At 70.3% G+C, this 24603-nt stretch carries 23 protein-coding genes; 2 read left to right on the forward strand and 21 right to left on the reverse strand.

Translation table 11 applies throughout. From position 1 onward, the window contains the following. From ruvX to IF28_RS0119145, 9 genes are all read right to left on the reverse strand, one after another. A complete protein-coding gene (ruvX, locus tag IF28_RS0119105; RefSeq protein WP_030221642.1) occupies positions 1 to 495 on the reverse strand; it encodes a Holliday junction resolvase RuvX in 495 nt (164 codons plus the stop codon). Further along, complete coding sequence (gene alaS, locus IF28_RS0119110) at positions 492 to 3164, reverse strand: alanine--tRNA ligase (RefSeq protein WP_030221645.1); 2673 nt, start codon at positions 3162 to 3164, stop codon at positions 492 to 494. Before alaS ends, ruvX begins: the two co-directional genes overlap by 4 nt. Beyond that, positions 3164 to 3541, reverse strand: coding sequence for a hypothetical protein (locus IF28_RS0119115; protein ID WP_030221648.1), 378 nt, complete (start codon positions 3539 to 3541; stop codon positions 3164 to 3166). The genes alaS and IF28_RS0119115 overlap by 1 nt, the downstream gene beginning before the upstream one ends. A gap of 7 nt (positions 3542 to 3548) precedes the next feature. Continuing rightward, positions 3549 to 4001, reverse strand: coding sequence for a DUF948 domain-containing protein (locus IF28_RS0119120; protein ID WP_106982090.1), 453 nt, complete (start codon positions 3999 to 4001; stop codon positions 3549 to 3551). 192 nt (positions 4002 to 4193) lie between these two features. Further along, the gene (rpsD, locus tag IF28_RS0119125) at positions 4194 to 4808 is read right to left on the reverse strand and encodes a 30S ribosomal protein S4 (protein WP_030221654.1); all 615 of its coding nucleotides are present in this window, start codon (positions 4806 to 4808) and stop codon (positions 4194 to 4196) included. A gap of 300 nt (positions 4809 to 5108) precedes the next feature. After that, positions 5109 to 6464, reverse strand: coding sequence for a replication-associated recombination protein A (locus IF28_RS0119130; RefSeq protein ID WP_030221655.1), 1356 nt, complete (start codon positions 6462 to 6464; stop codon positions 5109 to 5111). Positions 6465 to 6508: 44 nt separating this feature from the next. Further along, the gene (locus tag IF28_RS0119135; RefSeq protein ID WP_030221657.1) at positions 6509 to 7177 is read right to left on the reverse strand and encodes a vitamin K epoxide reductase family protein; all 669 of its coding nucleotides are present in this window, start codon (positions 7175 to 7177) and stop codon (positions 6509 to 6511) included. Positions 7178 to 7422: 245 nt separating this feature from the next. Next, positions 7423 to 8685 (reverse strand): histidine--tRNA ligase, encoded by a 1263-nt coding sequence (gene hisS / locus IF28_RS0119140; RefSeq protein WP_030221659.1) that lies wholly within the window; start codon positions 8683 to 8685, stop codon positions 7423 to 7425. A gap of 11 nt (positions 8686 to 8696) precedes the next feature. Further along, positions 8697 to 9413: an MBL fold metallo-hydrolase gene (locus IF28_RS0119145; RefSeq protein ID WP_030221662.1), complete on the reverse strand. Its 717-nt coding sequence runs from the start codon at positions 9411 to 9413 to the stop codon at positions 8697 to 8699. A 185-nt stretch (positions 9414 to 9598) separates the two neighbouring features. On the opposite strand from IF28_RS0119145, the gene IF28_RS0119150 reads away from it, so the two are divergent. Both IF28_RS0119150 and IF28_RS0119155 read left to right on the forward strand, forming a co-directional pair. Then, complete coding sequence (locus tag IF28_RS0119150; protein ID WP_030221664.1) at positions 9599 to 10420, forward strand: peptidylprolyl isomerase; 822 nt, start codon at positions 9599 to 9601, stop codon at positions 10418 to 10420. A gap of 138 nt (positions 10421 to 10558) precedes the next feature. After that, positions 10559 to 11788, forward strand: a complete 1230-nt coding sequence (locus IF28_RS0119155) for a DUF349 domain-containing protein (RefSeq protein WP_030221666.1) — start codon at positions 10559 to 10561, stop codon at positions 11786 to 11788. An 86-nt stretch (positions 11789 to 11874) separates the two neighbouring features. Here the strand turns inward: IF28_RS0119155 and relA are convergent, their stop codons facing one another. The 12 genes from relA to IF28_RS0119215 all read right to left on the reverse strand — a co-directional run bounded on the left by relA (position 11875) and on the right by IF28_RS0119215 (position 24412). Continuing rightward, positions 11875 to 14394, reverse strand: coding sequence for a GTP pyrophosphokinase (gene relA, locus IF28_RS0119160; RefSeq protein ID WP_030221668.1), 2520 nt, complete (start codon positions 14392 to 14394; stop codon positions 11875 to 11877). 410 nt (positions 14395 to 14804) lie between these two features. Then, positions 14805 to 15344, reverse strand: a complete 540-nt coding sequence (locus IF28_RS0119165; RefSeq protein ID WP_030221672.1) for an adenine phosphoribosyltransferase — start codon at positions 15342 to 15344, stop codon at positions 14805 to 14807. Continuing rightward, on the reverse strand, positions 15341 to 16459 hold the full coding sequence (gene secF / locus IF28_RS0119170; RefSeq protein WP_030221675.1) for a protein translocase subunit SecF: 1119 nt from the start codon (positions 16457 to 16459) through the stop codon (positions 15341 to 15343). The genes IF28_RS0119165 and secF overlap by 4 nt, the downstream gene beginning before the upstream one ends. Before the next feature lie 3 nt (positions 16460 to 16462). Next, positions 16463 to 18241: a protein translocase subunit SecD gene (gene secD, locus IF28_RS0119175; RefSeq protein ID WP_078621259.1), complete on the reverse strand. Its 1779-nt coding sequence runs from the start codon at positions 18239 to 18241 to the stop codon at positions 16463 to 16465. Between the two features lie 132 nt (positions 18242 to 18373). Further along, positions 18374 to 18874, reverse strand: coding sequence for a preprotein translocase subunit YajC (yajC, locus tag IF28_RS0119180; protein ID WP_030221680.1), 501 nt, complete (start codon positions 18872 to 18874; stop codon positions 18374 to 18376). 165 nt (positions 18875 to 19039) lie between these two features. Further along, positions 19040 to 20107: a Holliday junction branch migration DNA helicase RuvB gene (ruvB, locus tag IF28_RS0119185; RefSeq protein WP_030221684.1), complete on the reverse strand. Its 1068-nt coding sequence runs from the start codon at positions 20105 to 20107 to the stop codon at positions 19040 to 19042. A gap of 27 nt (positions 20108 to 20134) precedes the next feature. Continuing rightward, complete coding sequence (gene ruvA, locus IF28_RS0119190; RefSeq protein ID WP_030221688.1) at positions 20135 to 20740, reverse strand: Holliday junction branch migration protein RuvA; 606 nt, start codon at positions 20738 to 20740, stop codon at positions 20135 to 20137. Continuing rightward, the gene (gene ruvC / locus IF28_RS0119195; RefSeq protein ID WP_030221691.1) at positions 20737 to 21303 is read right to left on the reverse strand and encodes a crossover junction endodeoxyribonuclease RuvC; all 567 of its coding nucleotides are present in this window, start codon (positions 21301 to 21303) and stop codon (positions 20737 to 20739) included. Before ruvC ends, ruvA begins: the two co-directional genes overlap by 4 nt. 123 nt (positions 21304 to 21426) lie before the next feature. Further along, entirely contained in the window at positions 21427 to 22179 is a 753-nt protein-coding gene (locus IF28_RS0119200) for a YebC/PmpR family DNA-binding transcriptional regulator (protein ID WP_030221694.1), read from the reverse strand. Positions 22180 to 22228: 49 nt separating this feature from the next. Next, a complete protein-coding gene (gene pdxT / locus IF28_RS0119205; RefSeq protein ID WP_030221697.1) occupies positions 22229 to 22834 on the reverse strand; it encodes a pyridoxal 5'-phosphate synthase glutaminase subunit PdxT in 606 nt (201 codons plus the stop codon). Beyond that, positions 22828 to 23739, reverse strand: coding sequence for a pyridoxal 5'-phosphate synthase lyase subunit PdxS (gene pdxS, locus IF28_RS0119210; RefSeq protein WP_030221700.1), 912 nt, complete (start codon positions 23737 to 23739; stop codon positions 22828 to 22830). Before pdxS ends, pdxT begins: the two co-directional genes overlap by 7 nt. Before the next feature lie 130 nt (positions 23740 to 23869). Then, positions 23870 to 24412, reverse strand: a complete 543-nt coding sequence (locus tag IF28_RS0119215; protein WP_030221702.1) for a membrane protein — start codon at positions 24410 to 24412, stop codon at positions 23870 to 23872. Positions 24413 to 24603: the final 191 nt, after the last annotated feature.

A 24603-nucleotide genomic window follows, 5' to 3' on the forward strand; every position in this document is an offset into this window, starting at 1 on the left:
TCAGATGACCACTTCGACGCCCTCACCGGGTGGTCTGCCTGACACCCGTTCGGATTCCAGCGCCTGCTGGAGGATGATCACGGCGGCGACCTGGTCGATCACCGACCTGCCCTTCCTGGATCCGACGCCGGAGGCGCGCAGTCCCTGACTCGCCGTGACCGTGGTCATCCGCTCGTCGACCAGCCGCACCGGAACGGGCGCGATACCGCGTGCCAGTTCCTGTGCGAAGCCCCTGACCTTGGCCGCGGCCGGTCCCTCGCCGCCCTTGAGGGAGCGGGGGAGGCCGACGACGACCTCGATCGGCTCGTACTCCTCGACGAGTTGCCGCAGCCGCCGGTGCGCGGCCGGGACGTCCCGGCCGGGCACCGTCTCCACCGGCGTGGCGAGGATCCCGTCGGGGTCGCACGAGGCGACCCCGATCCGGGCGTCCCCCACGTCGAAGGCGAGCCGGCGGCCCCGGCGCAGGGCCGGGGCGTCGCCCTGGTTGCCGGTCACTTGGCGGTGTCCGCCACGAGCCGCTCGACGGCGTCGACGGCCTCGCCGACGGCGGCCGGGTTCTGGCCGCCGCCCTGGGCGACGTCCGGCTTGCCGCCACCGCCGCCGCCGAGGGTCTTGGCGGCGGTGCGGACCAGTTCACCGGCCTTGAGGCCGCGCTCGCGGGCGGCGTCGTTGGTGGCGATGACCGTCAGCGGCTTGCCGTTGTTCACGGTGAACAGGGCGACGACGACGGCCCGGCCGCCCTGGATGCGGCCGCGTACGTCGAGGACCAGCTTGCGCAGGTCGTCCGGCGTGGTGCCGTCGGGGACCTGACCGGTGACGACGGCGATGCCGCGGACGTCCTTGGCGGACTCGGCGAGACCGGCGGCGGCCTGGAGCACCTTCTCGGCGCGGAACCTCTCGATCTCCTTCTCGGCGTCCTTCAGCTTGCCGAGCATGGCGGAGACCTTCTCCGGAAGCTCCTCGGGGCGCCCCTTGATCAGCTCCTGGAGCTGGGCGACGACCGTGTGCTCACGGGCGAGGAAGTTGTAGGCGTCCACGCCGACGAGGGCCTCGATACGGCGCACTCCGGAGCCGATGGAGGATTCGCCGAGCAGCTTCACCAGGCCCAGCTGGGCGGTGTTGTGCACATGGGTGCCGCCGCACAGCTCCTTGGAGAAGTCGCCGATGGTGACGACGCGCACGCGCTCGCCGTACTTCTCGCCGAACTCGGCGATGGCGCCCTGCTTCCTGGCCTCGTCGATGCCCATGACGTCGGCGCGGACGTCGAGGTCGCGGGCGAGCACCTCGTTGATCTTCTGCTCGACGTCGGTCATCACGGCCGTCGGTACGGCCGACGGGGAGCCGAAGTCGAAGCGGAAGCGGCCGGGCTGGTTCTCGGAACCGGCCTGGGCGGCCGTCGGGCCGAGGGCGTCGCGCAGGGCCTGGTGGGTGAGGTGGGTGGCCGAGTGGGCGCGGGCGATGGCCGTACGGCGGCGGCCGTCGATGGACGCCTGGGCCTTGGCGCCGACGGTGACCTCGCCGACCTGGACGACGCCCTTGTGGACGTACACGCCCGGGACGGGCTTCTGGCAGTCGCGGATCTCGACGACGGCGCCGGTGTCGACCTTGATGCGGCCGGTGTCGCCGATCTGGCCGCCGCCCTCGGCGTAGAACGGGGTGCGGTCGAGGACGATCTCGACCTCGTCGCCCTCGGTGGCGGCCGGGGAGGAGGCGCCGTCGACGAGGATGCCGACGATCGTGGACTCGCTCTCGGTGTCGGAGTAGCCGACGAAGTCGGTGGCGCCGGCCTGGTCGGCGATCTCCCGGTAGGCGCCGGCGCCGGCGTGGCCGGTCTTCTTGGCCCGGGCGTCGGCCTTGGCGCGCTCCCGCTGATCCTTCATCAGGCGGCGGAAGCCGTCCTCGTCCACGGAGAGGCCCTGCTCGGCGGCCATCTCCAGGGTGAGGTCGATCGGGAAGCCCCAGGTGTCGTGGAGCAGGAAGGCCTTGTCGCCGGCCAGGACCTTGCCACCGGACCGCTTGGTCTCGGTGACGGCGGTGTCGAGGATGTTGGTGCCGGCCTTCAGTGTCTTGAGGAAGGCGTTCTCCTCGGCGAGGGCGACCTTCTCGATGCGCTCGCGGTCGGTGATCAGCTCCGGGTACTGCTGTCCCATCATGGCGATGACGACGTCGATGAGGTCCTTGACGACCGGGCCGGTGGCGCCGAGGAGGCGCATGTTGCGGATGGCGCGGCGCATGATACGGCGCAGTACGTAGCCGCGGCCCTCGTTGCCGGGGGTGACGCCGTCGCCGATGAGCATCACGGACGTACGCATGTGGTCGGTGACCACGCGCAGGGAGACGTCCGAGGCGTGGGCGTCGCCGTAGGCCACGCCGGTCAGCTCGGTGGCCTTGTTGATGACGGCCATGGAGGTGTCGATCTCGTACATGTTCTGCACGCCCTGCAGAATCATGGCGAGGCGCTCCAGGCCGAGGCCCGTGTCGATGTTCTGGCTCGGCAGGTCCCCGAGGATCTCGAAGTCGTCCTTGCCGGTGCCCTCGCCCCGCTCGTACTGCATGAAGACGAGGTTCCAGATCTCCACGTACCGCTCGTCGTTGACGGCGGGGCCGCCCTCGACGCCGAACTCGGGGCCGCGGTCGTAGTTGATCTCGGAGCAGGGGCCGCAGGGGCCGGGGACGCCCATGGACCAGAAGTTGTCCTTCTTGCCCAGGCGCTGGATGCGTTCGGCGGGCACGCCGACGACATCGCGCCAGATTCGCTCGGCCTCGTCGTCGTCCTGGTAGACGGTGATCCACAGGCGCTCGGGGTCGAGGCCGTAACCGCCCTTGTCCTGGGCGCTGGTGAGCAGCTCCCAGGCGTACTTGACGGCGCCTTCCTTGAAGTAGTCGCCGAAGGAGAAGTTGCCGCACATCTGGAAGAACGTGCCGTGGCGGGTGGTCTTGCCGACTTCTTCGATGTCGGGGGTGCGCACGCACTTCTGCACGCTGGTGGCGCGGTCGAAGGGCGGCTTGACCTCGCCCAGGAAGTAGGGCTTGAAGGGCACCATGCCGGCCGGGACGAGCAGCAGAGTCGGGTCGTCCGCGATGAGCGACGCCGAAGGGACGACGGTGTGCCCGCGCTCCTCGAAGAAGCTCAGCCAGCGGCGGCGGATCTCGGCCGACTCCATCAGTGGTCCTCATTCCGGTTGTACGGGTGCGTCGGGTACGTCTGGCGCGGCTCGAGTGCCGGGCCCTCGACGTACTTGGTGCTGTTGCGGTTCTCGATGACGGCGTAGCCGCGGGCCGCGGGGAGTTCACGGTCGACGGGGGCGGCAAGGCCGAGCGCGTCGCCGAGTTCGGCCTCGCGCCGGTCCATGTGGTCGCGGACCTCGAGCGCGAAGTCCACAGCCCGGTCCTTGAGCCGGCCGCCGGCCTCGATCGCCTTGTTCGCCGCGGTGACGGCGAGGTTCTCGGGCGTCAGCTGCTTGAGCTTGTGGTTGACCTTGGTGGTGGCCCACACTCCGGCGGCGACGCCGGTGGTGAACCAGAACGTTCGGCGGAACATCGCTGGGTCAGTCCTTCTTTCCCCGGGTCCGCTTTTCCCGCCGCGCGCCCGGTACCGTGCGGCCCACGATCACGTCGCGCCGCGACCGCTCGGCCGGGGCGTCGTCCTTGCGGCCGCTGACGGCGCGGCGCACGCCGTAGCCGAAGGCGGCGACCTTGACCAGGGGGCCGCCGAAGGTGGAGGCCACGGTGGTCGACAGCGCGGAGGCGTTGGAGGTGACCTCCTGGACGTCGGAGGCGATCGCGTCGACCCGCTCGATCTGGGTCTGCGCGGACCGCACCGCCGCGGAGGCGTCCGCCAGCAGGGGGACGGCCTGGTCGGTCACGTCCGCCACCAGCCTGGTGGTCGCCCGGAGCGTCTGGGCCAGCCTCGCGAGCGCGACCGCGAGGAAGGAGACCAGGATCGCCCAGAACACGGCCACCAGGATTCCGGCCACCTCGCCACCGGACACTGTGTGCACCCGCTCCCTTGAAACGCGCCTGAACATCGAGAAAAGTCGTGCGCCCGAGCCTATCGCGCCGGTGACGGGACTCCGTACCGGATTACCGTCCGCCGCGGGTGGAGTCGCGGGAAGAGACGACGAACCCGCCGCCTCGCCCGCCCACAGGGGGCGGGGAGACGGCGGGCTCGGGATACCGCGCGCCTGCTGGGGTCAGCGGGCGTAGTACTCGACGACGAGCTGCTCGTCGCAGATCACCGGGATCTCCTTGCGGTTCGGCTCGCGGTCCAGGCGGAACGCCAGGGACTTGAGGTTCACCTGGAGGTAGCGCGGGGTCTCACCGTCGGGGGCGAAGCCGCCTTCACGGGCGATCGTGAAGAGGGTCTTCTCCTTGCTGCGCTCACGGACCTGCACCACGTCGTCCGGGCGGACACGGAAGGAGGGCTTGTCGACCTTCTTGCCGTTGACCTGGATGTGGCCGTGCACGACCATCTGACGGGCCTGGTAGATCGTGCGGGCGATGCCCGAACGCAGAACCAGGGCGTCGAGACGGCGCTCCAGCTCGATGACCAGGGCCTCACCGGTCTTCATCGTGGTCTTCGCGGCACGCTCGTAGGCGCGAACGAGCTGGCGCTCGGACACGTCGTACTGCGCGCGCAGACGCTGCTTCTCCAGCAGACGGACCTTGTAGTCCGAGTTCTGCTTGCGGCCACGACCGTGCTCACCCGGCGGGTAGGGACGGGCCTCGAAGTACTTGACGGCCTTGGGGGTCAGCGCGATGCCGAGGGCACGCGACTTCTTGACCTTGGGGCGGGGCTGGTTCGCCACTTCTTTTCCTTTTCCTTTTCGGCTGCCTCAGGGTTACGGGAGGTCGCATCCGCAGCCGGGGATTTCCCCTCGGGTCGGTGAGGACCCGGTGGGCAGCCGCTCCCTGGTCTGGGCACATACGTGCAGCACACGAACGGCCCACCGACCGGTCCCTGGACTTACGGGGTGGTGGTGGGCTGCCCGCGACACCTACGACGGTGCGCGACGCTCCTGGATCGAAGGATCCGGCTGGATGTCCCGCCTGAGGCGCCGACCGGGGCCGGACACGGGACTCAGCACTGCGGAGAGTCTACAGGGTGGTCAGGACCGCTTCCGACCGAGGTGCTTCCTGGTCCACTCCACCGCGTCCGCGTATCTCGCCTCCGCGCCGTGCCGGGTGGGCTCGTAGTACGTGCGGTCCTTGAGGGCGTCCGGCGCGTACTGCTGGGCGGCGATGCCCTCGGGCAGGTCGTGCGGGTAGGTGTAGCCCTTGCCGTGCCCCAGCTTGGTCGCGCCCTTGTAGTGGCTGTCCCGCAGATGCGACGGCACGGGTCCGGCCAGTCCCTTGCGTACGTCGTCCAGGGCGGCGCCGATCGCGGTGGTGGCCGCGTTGGACTTGGGGGCCAGTGCGAGGGCGATGGTGGCGTGGCTGAGGGTGAGGGCCGCCTCGGGGAAACCGATCATGGCGACGGCCTGGGCGGCGGCGACCGCGATGGGCAGCGCGCCCGGGTCGGCGAGGCCGATGTCCTCGCTGGCGGAGATCATCAGGCGGCGGGCGATGAAGCGGGGGTCCTCACCGGCTTCGATCATGCGGGCCAGGTAGTGCAGGGCTGCGTCCACGTCGGAGCCGCGGATGGATTTGATCAGGGCGCTGGCGACGTCGTAGTGCTGGTCGCCGTCGCGGTCGTACTTCACCGCGGCCCGGTCGACCGTCTCCTCCAGCGTGGCCAGGGTGATCGACGCCTCGCCCTTGTCCAGCGCGGCTCCGGCGGCGGCCTCCAGGGCGGTGAGCGCGCGGCGGGCGTCGCCGCCCGCGATCCGCAGGAAGTGGTTCTCGGTGTCCCCGGGGAGCGTGACGGCGCCCTTCAGGCCCCGCTCGTCGGTGAGGGCGCGCTTCAGCAGGTCCCGGACGTCGTCGTCGGTGAGCGGTTCGAGGGTGAGGAGGAGGGAGCGGGAGAGCAGCGGGGAGATGACCGAGAAGTAGGGGTTCTCGGTGGTGGCGGCGATCAGGGTGACCCAGCGGTTCTCCACGGCGGGGAGCAGGGAGTCCTGCTGGGCCTTGCTGAAGCGGTGGATCTCGTCGAGGAAGAGGAGGGTCTCCTGGCCGTACCCGCCGGCGGCGCGGCGGGCGCCGTCGATGACCGTACGGACCTCCTTGACGCCCGCGGTGATCGCCGACAGTTCGACGAAGCGCTTGTTGGTGGCCTTGGAGACGACGTAGGCGAGGGTCGTCTTGCCGGTGCCGGGCGGGCCCCAGAGGATCACCGAGGAGGGCCCGGCGGGGCCCGAGGTTCCCTCGCCGACGAGTCTGCGCAGGGGGGATCCCGGCTTCAGCAGGTGTTGCTGGCCCACCACCTCGTCGAGGGTGCGCGGGCGCATCCGGACCGCCAGGGGACTGCCGGTCGGATCCTTCTCCTGGCGTTCTTCGGCTGCGGCGGTGAACAGGTCGGGCTCCACGCTGAAACCCTAAGCCACCCCACCGACAACGCCCCGCCGGGTGATCAGCTGGTCCAGAACTCCCACCAGCGGGTCAGGATCAGCATGCCGATGATGCCGATGTGCAGGACCGGCATGACCCAGGTGAACTCGCCGAAGAAGCTCTTCAGCCAGCCGGGGGCGGGCAGGAAGCCCTGGCGGACGTTGAACGACGTCACGTACCAGAACATGATGATCGTGGCGACCCAGGCCAGGCAGCACCACAGGCACAGGGCGTTGATCCGGTACAGCGACTGGAACATCAGCCAGGCGCAGAAGACGACGCCGAAGAGCGTGCCCGCGTTGAGCGTGAGCCAGTACCAGCGCGGGAAGCGGGCCCGGGCGAGCAGGCTCATGCCGACGCAGACGACGATGCCGTAGGTGACGAGGCCGAGCATCGGGTTGGGGAAGCCGAAGACGGACGCCTGGTCGCTCTCCATGACACTGCCGCAGGAGACGACGGGGTTGAGGCTGCAGCCGGGGACGAAGGTCTCGCCCTTGACCTTGGCCTCGAGCAGTTTGAACTTGTCGAGCGTGATCACCCAGGCGGCGAGTACACCGGCGGCACCGGTGATCACCAGGAGCAGGGCGAAGGCCCGGCTCGCGCCTTCCGTGCGCGGCGCGGAGGCGGTGCGCCGCGGTGCGGCCGAGGGCTCGGGCTCCATGTCGACGTCCCTGACTGTCGTCTTGCTCATCACGCCGATTCCGTCACTGGAGAGTGTGGACCTGCTTCGGGCAGGGGCCATTGTGCCGCACGGAGCTGTGGGTGCGCCGTTGTGCGGGCATAAGGACATACCGGGGTTCGCCCGTGGGCGTGGGGTTTCGGCCGATCCCTGTGGGAGGGCCGTACACACGATCCCTTCCGGGTCATCCGGCCGGGTGACGGCGAAGGCGCCGGTGCCCCGCGCGGGGCACCGGCGCCTCGGTGGGTGCGTGGGGCTCAGCCGAGCCGTGACTCCAGTTCCGCCACGATCTCGTTGACGCCGACCGCCGACTGCTCGCCGGACTCCATGTCCTTGAGCTGGACCACGCCCTCGGCGAGGTCGCGCTCGCCGAGCACCAGGGCGTAGCGGGCGCCCGAGCGGTTGGCGGCCTTCATCGCCGCCTTGAGACCCTTGGCGCCGTACGAGAAGTCCGCGGCCACGCCGTTCTTGCGCAGCTCGGTGACCTTGGCGAACAGCACCCGGCGGGCCTCCTCGCCGAGCGGGACGGCGAACACGCTGGTGGTGGTGGGGAGTTCGAGCTCGACCCCCTCCGCCTCCAGGGCCAGCACGGTGCGGTCGACGCCGAGGGCCCAGCCGACGGACGGCAGCGCGGGGCCGCCGATCATCTCGGACAGTCCGTCGTAGCGGCCGCCGCCGCCCACCGCGGACTGGGAGCCGAGGCCGTCGTGGACGAACTCGAAGGTGGTGCGCGTGTAGTAGTCCAGTCCGCGCACCAGCTTGGCGTCGTCCTCGAAGGAGACGCCCGCCGCCGTGATCAGTTCACGGACCTCCTCGTGGTACGCCTTGCAGGCGTCGCAGAGGTAGTCCCGCAGCAGGGGCGCGCCGGTGAGCTGCTTCTGCACCGACTCGCGCTTGTCGTCCAGGACGCGCAGCGGGTTGATCTCGGCGCGGCGCAGCGTGTCCTCGTCCAGGTCGAGTCCGCGCAGGAAGTCCTGGAGCGCGGCCCGGTACACGGGACGGCACTCCTTGTCGCCGAGGCTGTTGAGCAGGATGCGGAAGTTCTGCAGGCCCAGCGAGCGGTACGCCTGGTCGGCGAGGATGATCAGCTCGGCGTCGAGTGCCGGGTCCTCCGCGCCGATCGCCTCGGCGCCCACCTGCGAGAAGTGGCGGTAACGGCCCTTCTGGGGGCGCTCGTAGCGGTAGTACGAGCCGGAGTACCAGAGCTTGACCGGGAGGTTGCCCGCCTTGTGCAGGTTGGCCTCCAGGGCGGCGCGCAGCACGGAGGCGGTGCCCTCGGGGCGCAGGGCGAGCCGGTCGCCGCCCTTGGTCTCGAAGGCGTACATCTCCTTGGTGACGATGTCGGTGGACTCGCCGACACCGCGCGCGAACAGCTCGACGCTCTCGAAGCCGGGCGTCTCGATGTAGCCGTAGCCGGCGCCCCGCAGCGGCGCGGCGATGGCCTCGCGGACGGCGAGGTACGTGGCGCTGTCCGGCGGGATCAGGTCGTAGGTGCCCCTGGGGGCCTTGAAGGTGCTCACGGAAGGTCTCGTCACATTCCTCGTCGGGGAGCCTCGGTGGCGCCGCGTTCTTGACGGTCTGCCGCCACCTGCCGCAGATACGGGTTGGTGGCGCGCTCCTGGCCGATGGTCGTCTGGGGGCCGTGGCCGGACAGCACCACGGTCGAGTCGTCGAGCGGCAGGCACACGCGTGCCAGCGAGTCGAGCATCTCGGCCATGTCACCGCCGGGCAGGTCGGTGCGTCCGATGGAGCCGGCGAACAGCAGGTCGCCCGAGAAGAAGACGGGCGGGATGTCCGCCGCCTCGGGCAGGCCGAAGGTCACCGACCCCTTGGTATGGCCCGGCGCGTGGGACACGGTCAGTTCCAGACCGGCCAGCCCCAGCTTCGCGCCGTCGGTGAGCTCCTTGACGTCGTCCGGCTCCCCCACCGTCAGCTCGCCCATCAGCGGCATGCCGATGGCGCGTCCGATGCCCTTCTCGGGGTCGCTCATCATGTACCGGTCCCCGGGGTGGATCCAGGCCGGTACGCCGTGCGCTCCGCACACCGGGACGACCGAGGCGACATGGTCGATGTGGCCGTGGGTGAGGACGACGGCGACGGGCTTGAGCCGGTGCTTGCGGACCGCCTCCGCGACGCCGTCGGCGGCCTGATGGCCGGGGTCGATGATCACGCACTCCTCACCGGCGGCGGGGGCGACGAGATAACAGTTCGTCCCCCAGGCCCCGGCGGGGAACCCGGCAATGAGCACGATCGTCCTTCGTTGTGCGGATACGGGAGGCTTGCGACGGGGCTGCGCCCGTGGTCAGAGCCTACCGGCGCTGCCGATTCCTCAGCGAACCCATATACGGTACGGGGCACACGCAGGCGGCCGGCATCACCGCACGCACGCACGCGTACCGGCCGGTACACGAGACGCATTGAGGAGAGAACCCGGTGGTCAGCCAGGAACAGCGGCGGCGTCAGCTCGCCCGGGAGAAGTTCTTGCGGCAGCAGCAGCGGCGCACTCAGGCGCGGCGGAAGTCGCGGATGCGCACCTCGGTGATCGCGTCCGTGCTCGGTGTGATCCTCGTGGGCAGCGGCGCGCTGTACGCGACCGGGGCGCTGGAGCAGGACGACGACAAGACCAACGCGAACGCGGAGGTCACGCCGAGCCCCTCCGCGCCGAGCAAGGCGCCGGACCCCTGCGAGAAGCCCGCGGAGGGCAAGGTCAAGTCGGAGACCTGGAAGAAGGAGCCGGCGATGTCCATCGACAAGTCGGCGAAGTACACCCTGACGCTGGACACGACCTGTGGCGCCATCGACGTGGACCTGAAGGCGTCGGCGGCCCCGCACACGGTCAACTCGTTCGACTTCCTCGCGAACAAGGGCTACTTCGACCACAGCAAGTGCCACCGGCTCACCACGAACGGCATCTACGTGCTGCAGTGCGGTGACCCGACGGGCATGGGCACCGGCGGTCCCGGCTACACGATCCCGGACGAGAACCTGAAGGACAAAAGCCTGAAGGACAACATCTACCCGGCGGGCACGGTCGCGATGGCCAACACCGGGCAGAAGGACAGTGGCGGCAGCCAGTTCTTCCTGGTCTACCAGGACAGTCAGCTCCCGCCCAGCTACACACCGTTCGGCACTCTCTCGGACGCCGGCATGAAGGTCCTGCAGAAGATCGCCGGGGCCGGAGAGAGCACCGGAGCCGGCGACGGGGCGCCCAACGCGACGGTCGTGATCGACAAGGCGACCGTCACCGAATCCTGACCCCCAACTGCGAAATTTCGGTCGCGCGGGATGCGGACAGGCATCCCGTCGGTCGCCTATGTTGGCCGTGACGAAACTGTGGACGATGCCCGGGGGAGCTTCGAGGCCCCCTCGACGGCATCATGTGGAGGAGGCGCTGTGAGCAGCGACCCGTGGGGCCGCGTCGACGAGACGGGGACCGTGTACGTGCGTACGGCCGACGGCGAGCAGGTCGTCGGTTCCTGGCAGGCCGGCTCCCCCGAGGAGGCTCTGGCCTACTTCGAGCGCAAGTACGAAGGCCTGGTTGTCGAGATCGGCCTCCTCGAGAAGCGAGTGAAGACCACCGACCTGTCGTCCAAGGACGCCCAGACCGCGATCGGGCATCTGCGCGAGCAGGTGGACGCCCATCACGCGGTCGGGGACCTGGACGCGCTCAGGGCCCGGCTGGACAAGCTCGTGGAACTGGTGGACGCGCGCCGTGAGGAGCGCAAGGCTCAGCGGGCCAAGCAGTCCGACGAGGCGCGGCACGCCAAGGAGGCGCTGGTCGTCGAGGCGGAGGGGCTGGCGCAGTCCGACCAGTGGCGGGCCGCCGGTGAGCGGCTGCGGGCCCTGGTGGACACCTGGAAGGGCCTGCCGCGGCTGGACCGCAAGTCGGACGACGAGCTGTGGCACCGGTTCTCGCACGCGCGGTCGGCGTTCTCCAAGCGGCGCAAGCAGCACTTCGCGCAGCTGGACGCGCAGCGCGAGGACGCCCGCCAGGCCAAGGAGCGGCTGGTCGCCGAGGCCGAGTCGCTGTCGAACTCGACGGACTGGGGGCAGACGGCCGCCCGTTACCGCGAGCTGATGACGGAGTGGAAGGCCGCGGGCCGCGCCCAGCGCGAGCACGAGGACGATCTGTGGAACCGCTTCCGCGGTGCGCAGGACGTCTTCTTCGCCGCCCGCAGCTCGGTCTTCGCCGAGCGGGACGCGGAGCAGACGGAGAACCTCAAGCTCAAGGAGGAGCTGGCCGGTGAGGCCGAGAAGCTTCTGCCGATCACGGATCTGAAGGCCGCGCGGGCCGCGTTCCGCGGGATCAACGAGCGCTGGGAGGCCATCGGCCATGTGCCGAGGGACGCCCGCCCGAAGGTCGAGGGCCGGATGCACACCGTGGAGCGGGCGCTCCAGGAGGCCGAGGAGTCGGAGTGGCGCCGCACGAACCCGGAGGCACGCGCGCGTGCCGCGGGTCTGACGGGTCAGCTCCAGGCCGCCGTGGACAAGCTGCGGGGCCAGATCGAGCAGGCCAGGGCGCAGGGCAACTCCGCCAAGGCGGACAAGCTCGAGCGGGAGCTGGCGGGCCGCCAGGCGCTGCTGGACCAGGCGCTGAAGGGTCTGCACGAGTTCGGCGGCTGAGGCCGCACGCCGGCACATGGAAGAGGGGCCCCGTACGCGAAGTACGGGGCCCCTCTTCCATGTGCCGGCGTGCGGTTGCGGGGTTCCTACGTGCGGTTGCGGGCCGAGGTGACGCGGTAGACGTCGTAGACGCCCTCCACGCCGCGTACGGCCTTCAGGACGTGGCCCAGGTGCTTGGGGTCGCCCATCTCGAAGGTGAAGCGGGAGGTGGCGACACGGTCGCGGGAGGTCTGGACGGCCGCGGACAGGATGTTGACGTGCTGGTCGGACAGGACGCGGGTGACGTCCGACAGCAGCCGGGACCGGTCCAGGGCCTCGACCTGGATGGCGACCAGGAACACCGAGGACTGGGTGGGGGCCCACTCGACGTCGAGGATCCGCTCGGGCTCCCGGGACAGCGAGTCGACGTTGACGCAGTCGCTGCGGTGCACCGATACGCCGCTGCCGCGGGTCACGAATCCGATGATCGGATCGCCGGGTACCGGCGTGCAGCAGCGGGCCAGCTTCACCCAGACGTCATCGACGCCCTTGACGACGACACCGGGGTCGGCACTGGAGCGGCGTTTGCGGCTGCGGGCCGGCGGGACCGACTCGTCGATCTCCTCGGTGGCCGCCTCCTCGCCGCCGAGGGCCTGGACGAGCTTCTGCACGATGTTCTGCGCGGAGACATGGCCCTCGCCGATCGCCGCGTACAGCGCGGAGATGTCCGAGTAGCGCATCTCGTGCGCCAGGGTGACCAGGGAGTCGCCGGTGAGGATGCGCTGGATCGGCAGGTTCTGCTTGCGCATCGCGCGGACGATGGAGTCCTTGCCCTGCTCGATCGCCTCGTCGCGGCGCTCCTTGGAGAACCAGGCGCGGATCTTGTTGCGGGCGCGCGGCGACTTCACGAAGCCGAGCCAGTCGCGGGAGGGCCCCGCGCCGGCCGCCTTGGAGGTGAAGACCTCGACCAGGTCGCCGTTGTCGAGGGTCGACTCGAGCGGGACGAGGCGGCCGTTGACCCGTGCCCCGATGGTGCGGTGTCCGACCTCGGTGTGGACCGCGTAGGCGAAGTCCACCGGGGTGGCACCGGCGGGGAGCGCTATGACGTCGCCCTTGGGGGTGAAGACGAAGACCTCGTTGCGGGACAGGTCGAAGCGCAGGGACTCCAGGAACTCGCCCGGGTCCTCGGTCTCCTTCTGCCAGTCGAGGAGCTGTCGCAGCCACGCCATGTCGTTGATGGCGTCCTTGTCCTTACCGGAACCCTTGGGCACGTCGGTGCGGACCTTGGAGGCGCCGGCGACGGCCTCCTGCTTGTACTTCCAGTGCGCGGCGATGCCGTACTCCGCGCGGCGGTGCATGTCGAAGGTGCGGATCTGCAGCTCGACGGGCTTGCCGCCGGGGCCGATGACCGTCGTGTGCAGCGACTGGTACATGTTGAACTTGGGCATCGCGATGTAGTCCTTGAACCGGCCGGGGACCGGGTTCCATCGCGCGTGCACCGTGCCGAGGGCCGCGTAGCAGTCGCGGACGGTGTCCACGAGGACGCGGATGCCCACCAGGTCGTAGATCTCCGCGAAGTCACGGCCGCGGACGATCATCTTCTGGTAGACGCTGTAGTAGTGCTTGGGCCGGCCGGTGACGGTGGCCTTGATCCGGGCGGCGCGCAGGTCCTGCTGCACCTCGTCGGTGACGATGGCGAGGTACTCGTCGCGCTTGGGGGCGCGCTCGGCGACGAGGCGGACGATCTCGTCGTACATCTTGGGGTAGAGGATCGCGAAGGCGAGGTCCTCCAGCTCCCACTTGATGGTGTTCATGCCCAGGCGGTGGGCGAGCGGCGCGTAGATCTCCAGGGTCTCGCGCGCCTTCTTCTCCTGCTTCTCGCGCTTGAGGTAGCGCATGGTGCGCATGTTGTGCAGGCGGTCGGCGAGCTTGATGACCAGGACGCGGGGGTCCTTCGCCATGGCGACGACCATCTTGCGTACGGTCTCGGCCTGCGCGGCCTCGCCGAACTTGACCTTGTCCAGCTTGGTGACGCCGTCGACGAGGAGCGTCACGACGTCGCCGAAGTCGCGGCGCAGGTCCTCGAGGCCGTACTCGGTGTCCTCGACGGTGTCGTGCAGCAGGCCGGCCATCAGCGTCGCCGGGTCCATGCCCAGCTCGGCGAGGATGGTGGTCACGGCGAGCGGGTGCGTGATGTACGGGTCGCCGCTCTTGCGCTTCTGGCCGCGGTGCCAGCGCTCGGCGACCTGGTAGGCGCGCTCGATCTGGCGGAGCGTGGCGTTCTCGATCTTGGGGTCGTTGCCGCGGACGATCCGCAGCAGCGGCTCGAGGACCGGGTTGTACGGATTGGCGCGCTGGACGCCGAGGCGGGCGAGGCGGGCGCGGACGCGGTTGGAGGAGCCGGAGCGGGGCTGGCCGGTGTTGGGGCGGGCGAGAGTCGCGGAGCGCTCGGGAGGGGCCGGCTTGGGGCGCGGCTGCTCGGGCTTGTCCACCGGCGCGGACTGGGCGTGCTTGACCGGCCCGCGCGAGTCGTTCTTCGCGTGGGGCGCGCTCGGCGCGGGCTTCGCCGCGGCCGCCGAGGCGGACTCGGGCTTGGCGGCGGTCAGGTGCTGGGCCTCGTCTGGCAAGAGGACTCCTCGTGCGCGATCCGGGTCCCCCGGTCAGGCTCCGGAGCCCCCATGGTAGCGAGCCCGCGGCCACAGATGCCCTGCGGGCGGATGTGATCCCCCTCCACTCCCGCAACACCCAGGCCACCCCCCGCATTCCCCGGCGCTCCCCCGAACCCCCTTCCTGCCGCACATCACCGCAGGCCGGCGCCCACACCGGGCCACCGCCCAACCCCGCCTGGGCGGGCGCGACGGCACCCCGCGAGCGCCCGGCCGCGCGACCCGCACCCGCACCCGCACCCGCACCCGACGGAGCTCGTACGCGTTTCCGCGGGCAGGAACCAGAGGGCCCGCCCGCGCGGACATGCCGTGCGGGCGGGCCCGGAGGAATCCGGACCCGCCCGCTGTGGTGGTGTGCGTCGGCGACGCGGTCAGACGATGAGCAGCGCCTCCAGCGGCGCGCCGCCCAGAACCGGCTCCAGCCGGGCCCGGCCGCCGAGGAAGCCGAGCTCCATCAGGACGGCCAGGCCCGCGACCTCGGCGCCCGCCCTGCGGATGAGCTGGACCGACGCCTCCGCCGTACCGCCGGTGGCGAGGACGTCGTCGACCACCAGAACGCGGTCGGCGGTGCTCAGGTCCTCCGCGTGCACCTCGATCTCGGCGGAGCCGTACTCCAGGTCGTACGCCTGGCTGAGGGTCGCTCCGGGGAGCTTGCCCGCTTTGCGTACGGGGATGAAGCCGAGCCCCGCGCGGATCGCGACCGGGGCGCCGAGGATGAATCCACGGGCCTCCAGGCCGACGATCTTCGTGGCGCCGGTGGCGCGGGCGATGTCGGCCAGGGCGTCACTGAGCGCGGTGAACGCCGCGGGGTCCGCCAGGAGCGGGGTGATGTCCTTGAACATCACGCCCGGCTCCGGGTAGTCCGCCACGTCCCGGATACGGCTGAGGAGCAGGTCCCGGATCTCGGTCATCGGCGCTTCCCGGAGGGACGGCCCCGCCCGCGGGTACGGGACGCCGCCTGGCCGCGCGGGCCGACTACCGCGGGGGCGGCGTCCTCCGCCTCGTCGTCGTAGTCCCCGTCGGTGACCGCGGCGTCCTGCGTCCCGCCCGTGGCCCCGCCCTGGGCGCGCTTGGCGAGGACGCGCTTCTTCAGCGACTTCATCGACGGCTCGAGCTCCTTGAGGTCGGCGACGAGCGGCGTGGCGATGAAGATCGAGGAGTACGCACCGGCGGCGAGGCCGACGAACAGCGACAGCGAGATGTCGTTCAGCATTCCGGCGCCGAGGACACCGCCGCCGATGAACAGCAGACCGCCGACCGGCAGCAGCGCGACCACCGTCGTGTTGATGGAGCGGACCAGGGTGCTGTTGATCGAACGGTTCGCGATCTCGCTGTACGTCCAGCGGGTCTGCTTGGTGATGTCTCTGGTCTGTTCCTTGAGGCTGTCGAAGACGACGACCGTGTCGTACAGCGAGTAGCCGAGGATGGTGAGCAGACCGATCACCGTGCCCGGCGTCACCTCGAACCCGACGAGGGCGTAGATGCCGACGGTGATGGTGATGTCGTGGATCAGGGCGACGAAGGCGGCGACGGCCATGCGCCACTCGAACGCGATCGCCAGATAGATCACGACGAGGAACATGAAGATGCCGAGGCCCTGCCAGGCCTTGTTGGCGATCTGTTCGCCCCAGCTGGGGCCGACCAGTTCGGCGTTGATCCGCTCGCCGTCGACCTTGAGGTCCTTGGCGAGCTGGTCCTTGATGCCGTCCGAGGTCTTGGTGTCGATGCCCGCGACCTGGATGCGCATGCTGCCGTCGCCGAGCTGCTGGACGATCGCGTCGTGGCCGGACGCGTCCTCCGCGTAGCCCTCGGCCGTCGCGACGGAGACGGTCATGTTCTTCGGGGTGGTGAAGACCGCGCCGCCCTGGAACTCGATGCCCATGTGCAGGCCGCGCACCGCCAGGCCGACGATGGCCGTGATGGTGATCAGGATGGAGATGCCGTACCAGATCTTGCGGTTCTTGATGAAGTCGTAGCCGACCTCACCGTGATGCAGTCGGGCCCCGAGGGTGCCGAGTTTCGACATCTCTCACGCCTCCTTCGTCTGCGTGGGGGCGGAGGTACGGCGGGTACGGCGCAGGGGCGGTTTCGCGCCCAGTGCCTTCGGGTCGAGACCGGACCACTTGTGGCCGCTGGCGAAGAACTTCCGGCGGGCCATCAGCGTCAGCAGCGGCTTGGTGAAGAAGAACACCACGACGACGTCGAGGACGGTGGTCAGACCCAGCGTGAACGCGAAGCCCTGCACCTTACCGACGGTGACCACGAAGAGGACCGCGGCGGCGAGGAACGACACGAAGTCGGAGACCAGGATGGTGCGCCGGGCGCGCGGCCAGGCCCGCTCCACGGAGGGGCGCAGGGTGCGGCCCTCGCGGATCTCGTCCCGGACCCGTTCGAAGAACACGATGAACGAGTCCGCCGTGATGCCGATCGCGACGATGGCACCGCACACGGCCGGCAGGTTCAGCGCGAAGCCGATGGCCGGGCCGAGCAGCGACATGATCACGTAGGTGAGTGCCGCGGAGACCAGCAGGGAGGCGATGGCGATGAAGGACAGGCCGCGGTAGTAGAGCAGCAGGTAGATGACGACCAGGGCGAGGCCGATGGCGCCGGCGATCAGACCGGCCTTCAGCTGCTCGCCGCCGAGCGCGGCGGTGACCGTCGTGACACTGTCCTCGCGGAAGGTCAGCGGCAGGGCGCCGTACGACAGCATGTTCGCCAGTTCCTCGGACGACTGCTGATTGAAGTTGCCGGAGATCTCGGCGCTGCCGCCGGTCAGGGCCTGGCTGACGTAGGGGTCGGAGACGACCTCGTTGTCCAGGACGATGGCGAACTGGTTCTGCGGGGACTGGTTCTGGGCCAGCTTGCCGGTGATGTCGGCGAACTTCTTGGAACCCTTGTCGCTGAAGTCCATCGTGACGGTCCAGCCGGCGCCGGACTGGGTGTTCAGGACGGCGTCGGCCTTGTCGACCTCGGTGCCGTCGACCGCGGCGGGGCCGAGGAGGTACTTCTGCCACTGGCCCTGGGAGTTCTGGCCACAGGCGACCGTGGAGTCCGTGGACTTGGAGCCGTCACCGGCCTTGGCGCGGACGCTCTCCTTGCTGCAGTCGAGCGCGGCGTACTGGGCCTGGAGCTTGCTGTCCGCGTCGCCGGAGGTGCCGCCGGTCGCGGAGGGGCTGGCCTCGTCCCCGGTCGTGCCGCTCGGGGAGGCGGCGGGCGTCTCGTCGGCCTTCAGGGCGTCGGTGACGGCACGGCCCTGGGTGGTGGCGCTCGCCGACGGGGAGGAGCCGTCGGTGGCCTTCTCCGTGGACTTGTCCGTGGCCTTGTCGGTCGCCTTGTCCTGGCCGGTGTCCTGCTTGGAGCCGTCGCCGGTCGCGCTGGGCGTCGGGGCGGCGCCGCCGCCGGCGAGTTCGGTGGCGAGGACGGGACGGAAGTACAGCTTGGCGGTGGTGCCGACCTGTTCCCGGGCCTGCTTGGAGTTCGTGCCCTTGGGAATGTTGACGATGATGTTGCGGGTGCCCTGCGTCTGGACCTCGGCCTCGGACACACCGAGACCGTTGACCCGGCGCTCCATGATGGAGACCGCCGTGTCCATGTTGGTCTTGTTGATCGCGGACTCCTGGCCGGCCTCGGGGACCGCTGCCAGCGTGATGCTCGTACCGCCGGCCAGGTCGATACCGAGACGCGGAGTCTTGTGACCGGAGACGAACATCGCTCCGGTGAGCGCCACGATGGCGATAAGGATCAGAGCGAGCGAGCGCCACGGCTTACTTGTGGCGCTCGCGTTCCGTCCCTTTTTGACTGCTGCCACCTTCTCGTACTCCCTCTCGGGCCGCCTCGCGCCGGATCACCGGGCGGGCCGCCATGACGTGGTGTCGGGACCTCGTGCGAGTCGGGCGAGTCCCGGGGCGCGCGGGTGCCGCCCGCGCGCCCCGGGACACGACTACTTCGCCTCGGAGTCGCCGTCGGACTTCTTCGGCTGCGCGTCCGCCTTCGCCTCGTCGGCGGGTTCGGCGTCGGCCGGCTCGTCGGCCGCGTCCTTCTTGCCGAGGTCGACGGGCGTGTCGTCGGATGCGGCGGCAGCGTCGGAGGAGTCGTCGGTCTCGGTGAGGGAGGAGGCGTCGTCGGGGACGACGTCGGCGTCGGACTTCAGGTCGTGCTCGATGCCGTGGACGATGCGGTTGTACTCCTCGTCGGTCAGGACGGCACCGATCGAGTTCTTGGCGAACAGCAGGTCCACGCCGGGGCCGGCGTCGAGGAGGACCGTGTCCTCACTGACCTCCTTGACCGTGGCGTACATGCCCCCGATGGTGCGGACGCCGGAACCGGGCTGCATCTGGTTCCGCATGTCGATGGCCTGCTGCTGCTTCTTCTTGGCCGACCGGGTCATCAGGAACATGGCCCCGATGAGCACAATGAACGGGAGGAGGGTCAGGAGACTCACGGGACGGAACTTCCTTCACACGACCGCGCTGGTGAACGGCCTGATCGTTGGGGGTATGTGGTGCCGCCGACAAGGGTGGCATCGGCGGAGTCTAAGCGAGTCCGCGCGCAGGGAACAACGCTCAGCATGGCACCGGGGTTCCTGCCCTGACCATCCTCCTCGCCGTCACGCCCCGAACAGGTCCCCTTGTCCGTTTCCGGAGGTCCCCGGGCGGGGCGGCGTGAGGCCGAGATGTGCCCATGCGGCAGGGGTGGCGACCCGCCCGCGCGGGGTGCGGGCGAGCAGCCCCTCCCGTACGAGGAAGGGTTCGGCCACCTCCTCCACGGTCTCACGTTCCTCGCCGACCGCGACGGCGAGCGTGGACAGGCCGACGGGTCCGCCGCCGAAGAGCTTGAGCAGGGCCTCGAGGACGGCCCGGTCCAGCCGGTCCAGGCCCCGGGTGTCGACCTCGTACACGGCGAGGGCGGCCCCGGCGATGTCCTGAGTGATCACTCCGTCCGCCTTGACCTGCGCGTAGTCCCGGACGCGGCGCAGCAGTCGGTTGGCGATCCGGGGGGTGCCGCGGGAGCGGCCCGCGATCTCCGCGGCGCCGTCGGCGTCGATCTCCACGTCCAGGAGACTCGCGGAGCGGTGGACGACCCGCTCCAGCTCGGTGGGCTCGTAGAACTCCATGTGCGCGGTGAAACCGAAGCGGTCGCGCAGCGGGGGCGGCAGCAGGCCCGCGCGGGTGGTGGCGCCGACCAGGGTGAACGGGGGCAGTTCGAGCGGGATGGCGGTGGCGCCGGGGCCCTTGCCGACGATCACGTCGACGCGGAAGTCCTCCATCGCCATGTAGAGCATCTCCTCGGCGGGCCGGGACATGCGGTGGATCTCGTCGAGGAAGAGGACCTCGCCCTCCTGGAGGGAGGAGAGGATCGCCGCGAGGTCGCCGGCGTGCTGGATGGCGGGGCCCGAGGTGATGCGGATGGGGGCTTCCATCTCGGCGGCGATGATCATGGAGAGGGTGGTCTTGCCGAGGCCGGGGGCTCCCGAGAGCAGCACATGGTCGGCGGTGGCGCCGCGCGCGCGGGCGGCGCGCAGCACGAGGTCGAGCTGCTCGCGGACCTTCTCCTGGCCGATGAACTCGCCCAGGTCCTTCGGGCGCAGGGCGGCCTCGACGGCCTGGTCCTCGCGGTCGGCGACAGAGCCCACCAGCCGCTCGCCGTCGGCGTCGGTGGTGTCGTCCCAGTTCATGCGTGTGGCCTCAGTTCTCCGTACGGGCTATCGGGCGCGGTTCAGCGTCTGCAGGGCCGCCTTCAGCAGCTGCCCCACCTGCGGGGTGCCGCCGGCGGCCTCCGCCTGGGGGGCCACGGCGGAGACGGCCTCGTCGGCCTCGCGGGTCGCGTACCCGAGGCCGATCAGGGCGGCGTGCAGCTGCTCGCGCCAGCCGGTGCTGACCGGGGTGCCGACGGCGGGGGCGCCGAGCGGCTCGCCGAGGCGGTCCTTCAGCTCGAGCAGCAGTTTCTGGGCACCCTTCTTTCCGATGCCGGGGACGGCGGTCAGCGCCTTCTCGTCGCCGGTGGAGACGGCTCTGCGCAGGGCGTCGGGGGTGTGTACGGCGAGCATCGCCTGGGCCAGCCGGGGGCCCACCCCGCTGGCGGTCTGCAGCAGCACGAAGACCTGCCGCTCGTCGTCGTCGGCGAAGCCGTACAGGGTCAGGGAGTCCTCGCGGACCACGAGGGAGGTGGCGAGTTTCGCGGGCTGTCCGACGCGGAGTGCGGAGAGCGTGTTCGGCGTGCACTGGACGGCCATGCCGACCCCGCCGACCTCGACCACCGCGGAGTCGGGAGCGAGGGCGGCGACCGTGCCGCTGACGAAGGCGATCATGCCGTACGGCCTTTCGATGCGTGCGGGGCCAGGGGGGCGCGGGAGGTCTTCGACGCGTGCAGGGCGGCGGCCTGCTGGAGCCGGTTCTGCGCGGGGGCGCGCCAGATGTGGCAGATGGCGAGCGCGAGGGCGTCGGCGGCGTCGGCGGGCTTCGGCGGCGCGGCCAGCCGCAGCAGACGCGTGACCATGGCGCCGACCTGGGCCTTGTCGGCGCGTCCTGAGCCGGTGACGGCCGCCTTGACCTCGCTGGGCGTGTGCAGGGCGACGGGGATGCCGCGGCGGGAGGCGCACAGGATGGCTACGGCGCTGGCCTGCGCGGTGCCCATCACCGTACGGACGTTGTGCTGGCTGAAGACGCGCTCCACAGCGACGAACTCGGGCCGGTGCTCGTCCAGCCATTGCTCGAGACCCTGCTCGACGGCGACCAGGCGGTGGCCGAGATCGGCGTCGGCCGGCGTACGGACGACACCCACGCCGAGCATCGTGAGCGGCCGGCCCGCGACACCCTCCACGACTCCGACCCCGCAGCGGGTCAGCCCCGGGTCCACCCCCAGTACGCGCACGCCCCTGCCCTCTTCCCTCGATCACCTGTTTGTGCAGGCTATCGGGTGCCACTGACATCGATCCCGTTACAGAGCGACGGGCCGACGGGGTGTGTCCCGCCGGCCCGCTGAGGGGTGGACGCGTTACGCGTCGACCTTCTCCATGATCTCGTCGCTCACGTCGAAGTTGGCGAAGACGTTCTGCACGTCGTCGCTGTCCTCCAGGGCGTCGATGAGCTTGAAGATCTTCTTGGCGCCCTCCTCGTCCAGCTCGACCTGCATGGTCGGGACGAAGTTGGCCTCGGCGGAGTCGTAGTCGATCCCGGCCTCCTGCAGCGCGGTGCGCACCTCGACGAGGTCGGTGGCCTCGCTGAGCACCTCGAAGTTCTCGCCGAGGTCGTTGACCTCCTCGGCTCCCGCGTCCAGGACGGCGGTGAGGACGTCGTCCTCGCTCAGCTCGCCCTTGGGGACGATCACCACGCCCTTGCGGTTGAACAGGTACGACACCGAGCCGGGGTCGGCCATGGAGCCGCCGTTGCGGGTCATCGCGACACGGACGTCCGAGGCGGCGCGGTTGCGGTTGTCGGTGAGGCACTCGATGAGCACCGCGACACCGTTCGGACCGTAGCCCTCGTACATGATCGTCTCGTAGTCGGCGCCACCGGCCTCCAGGCCGCCGCCGCGCTTGACCGCGGAGTCGATGTTCTTGTTCGGGACCGACTGCTTCTTCGCCTTCTGGATGGCGTCGTACAGCGTCGGGTTGCCCTCGATGTCGACGCCGCCCATGCGCGCCGCGACCTCGATGTTCTTGATCAGCTTCGCGAAGAGCTTGCCGCGCTTGGCATCGATCACGGCCTTCTTGTGCTTCGTCGTAGCCCATTTAGAGTGGCCGGACATCTGCCTGTCTCCTTCGCGTAACCCATCTCCTGAAACGAACGCAGGAATCCTACAAGGACCGACGGGCCCGGTTCGCGCGCACCATGTCGGCGAACAGGCCGTGCACGCGGTGGTCGCCGGTCAGTTCCGGGTGGAAGGACGTGGCCAGCGCGTTGCCCTGGCGGACCGCGACGACGTGGCCGTCGTGCTCGGCGAGCACCTCGGCACCGGCGCCGACGGACTCCACCCAGGGGGCGCGGATGAAGACGCCCTCCACGGGGTCGCCGGTGACGCCCTTGATGTCGACGGCCGCCTCGAAGGACTCGTTCTGCCGGCCGAAGGCGTTGCGGCGCACGATCATGTCGATACCGCCGACGGTCTCCTGGCCCGAGCGCGGGTCGAGGATCTTGTCGGCGAGCATGATCATGCCGGCGCAGGTGCCGTAGACGGGCAGACCGTCACGCACACGTGCGCGCAGGGGTTCCATCAGGCCGAACAGGACCGCCAGCTTGGAGATGGTGGTGGACTCCCCGCCGGGGATGACCAGGCCGTCGACCTCGGCGAGTTCCTCGGGGCGCCGGACCTCCCTGGCCACGGCGTCGGCCGCGGCCAGGGCGACGAGGTGTTCCCGTACGTCGCCCTGGAGGGCCAGAACACCGATGATCACGGTCACCAGCCGCGGTTGGCGTAGCGCTCGGTCTCGGGGAGGGTGTCGCAGTTGATGCCGACCATGGCCTCGCCCAGGTTGCGGGACGCGTCCGCGATGACCTTCGGGTCGTCGTAGAAGGTGGTCGCCTTGACGATGGCGGCGGCACGCTTGGCCGGGTCGCCGGACTTGAAGATGCCGGAGCCGACGAAGACGCCCTCGGCGCCGAGCTGGCGCATCAGCGCGGCGTCGGCCGGGGTGGCGACACCGCCGGCGGAGAACAGCACGACGGGCAGCTTGCCCAGCTCGGCGACCTCCTTGACCAGCTCGTACGGGGCGCGCAGCTCCTTGGCGGCGGCGTACAGCTCGTTGTTGTCGTAGCCGCGCAGGCGGGCGATCTCGTTCTTGATCTGGCGCAGGTGGCGTACGGCCTCGACGACGTTGCCGGTGCCGGCCTCGCCCTTGGAGCGGATCATCGCGGCGCCCTCGGCGATGCGGCGCAGGGCCTCGCCCAGGTTGGTGGCACCGCAGACGAACGGCGTGGTGAAGGCGAACTTGTCGGAGTGGTTGACCTCGTCGGCCGGGGTGAGGACCTCGGACTCGTCGATGTAGTCGACGCCGAGGGACTGCAGGACCTGGGCCTCGACGAAGTGGCCGATGCGGGACTTGGCCATGACGGGGATGGAGACCGCGTCGATGATGCCCTCGATCATGTCCGGGTCGGACATGCGGGCCACGCCGCCGTCCTTGCGGATGTCGGCCGGGACCCGCTCCAGGGCCATGACGGCGACGGCGCCGGCGTCCTCGGCGATCTTGGCCTGATCGGGCGTGACGACGTCCATGATCACGCCGCCCTTGAGCTGCTCGGCCATGCCGCGCTTCACACGGGCGGTACCGGTCGCGGGACCCTGGTTTTCGGAGAGCGTGCTGGACACGAATGACCTCGCTGAGGGGAAAGAGGGGGGTTTCTGCAGCACTGAGGAAACGTGAACGGAGCAGTCCACAGCAAGGGCCAATGGGAAGCCGGTGGATCGTTTTCGGTCCGCGGTGACCGGGCGTGTGCCGTTACGAGGCCCGCTCGATCAGGGCGGCCGGGGGCTCGTCGTCCATCTCGACGGCCATCGGGAAGGGCGCGTGTCCGGCCAGCCGGAACCAGCGCACCTTGCGGTGCCGTCGCAGCGCGCGTGCCGCGCGTACGGCGTCGTTGTGGAAGCGGCGGGCCATCGGCACCCTGCGGACCGCCTCGGCGAGCTCCAGGGCCGCCTCCTCTCCCCCGGGCGCCTCCCGGACCGCGTCCACCTGCTGGGCGTCGGCGAAGACCGCGCGCAGGGCCTGGCCGAGTTCGCTCTCGGCGACCTCGCGCTGCTCCTCGGCCGCCTGCCGCGCGGCGTGCGCGGCCTCGTAGAGGACGATCGACGCGGCGGGGTCGAGCACGCCCGAGGTGGCCAGCTCCTGGGCCACGGAGGCACGGCGCAGCAGCTGGGCGTCGAGCGCGGCGCGGGCGGCGTCGATGCGGGCGTGCAGCCGGTCCAGACGCCCCGCCGTCCAGCTCAGATAGAGGCCGATGGCGACAAGGGCGACAAGGATCCAAATGAGGGTTGCGGTCACGGGCGGCAAGGCTAGTACCGCCGGGGGCGATCATGTCCCGGGGGGCACCACGCCACGCGCGGTCCCCGGAGGCCGGCGGTGGCGTCCGGCTGTCGGGGCAGCACCCCGGGACCGGCGCCGCGCGGGACACGTCGGCCATCGGTCCCCCGAAGCCGCCCCCCGAGTCCCGGCCCCCACGAACAGCGCTCCCC

The sequence above is a fragment of the Streptomyces sp. NRRL WC-3626 genome (genome assembly GCF_000718785.1).
GTDB lineage: Bacteria > Actinomycetota > Actinomycetes > Streptomycetales > Streptomycetaceae > Streptomyces > Streptomyces edwardsiae.

Excerpts from the sequence above, each read along its gene's own strand:
- IF28_RS0119135 (WP_030221657.1), bottom strand. The coding sequence starts at position 7,177 with ATGAGCAAGACGACAGTCAGGGACGTCGACATGGAGCCCGAGCCCTCG.
- ruvB (WP_030221684.1), bottom strand. The coding sequence starts at position 20,107 with ATGAACTGGGACGACACCACCGACGCCGACGGCGAGCGGCTGGTGGGC.
- secF (WP_030221675.1), bottom strand. The coding sequence starts at position 16,459 with ATGTCGAAACTCGGCACCCTCGGGGCCCGACTGCATCACGGTGAGGTC.
- ruvA (WP_030221688.1), bottom strand. The coding sequence starts at position 20,740 with ATGATCGCCTTCGTCAGCGGCACGGTCGCCGCCCTCGCTCCCGACTCC.
- IF28_RS0119200 (WP_030221694.1), bottom strand. The coding sequence starts at position 22,179 with ATGTCCGGCCACTCTAAATGGGCTACGACGAAGCACAAGAAGGCCGTG.
- IF28_RS0119115 (WP_030221648.1), bottom strand. The coding sequence starts at position 3,541 with ATGTTCCGCCGAACGTTCTGGTTCACCACCGGCGTCGCCGCCGGAGTG.
- alaS (WP_030221645.1), bottom strand. The coding sequence starts at position 3,164 with ATGGAGTCGGCCGAGATCCGCCGCCGCTGGCTGAGCTTCTTCGAGGAG.
- IF28_RS0119165 (WP_030221672.1), bottom strand. The coding sequence starts at position 15,344 with ATGACCGAGATCCGGGACCTGCTCCTCAGCCGTATCCGGGACGTGGCG.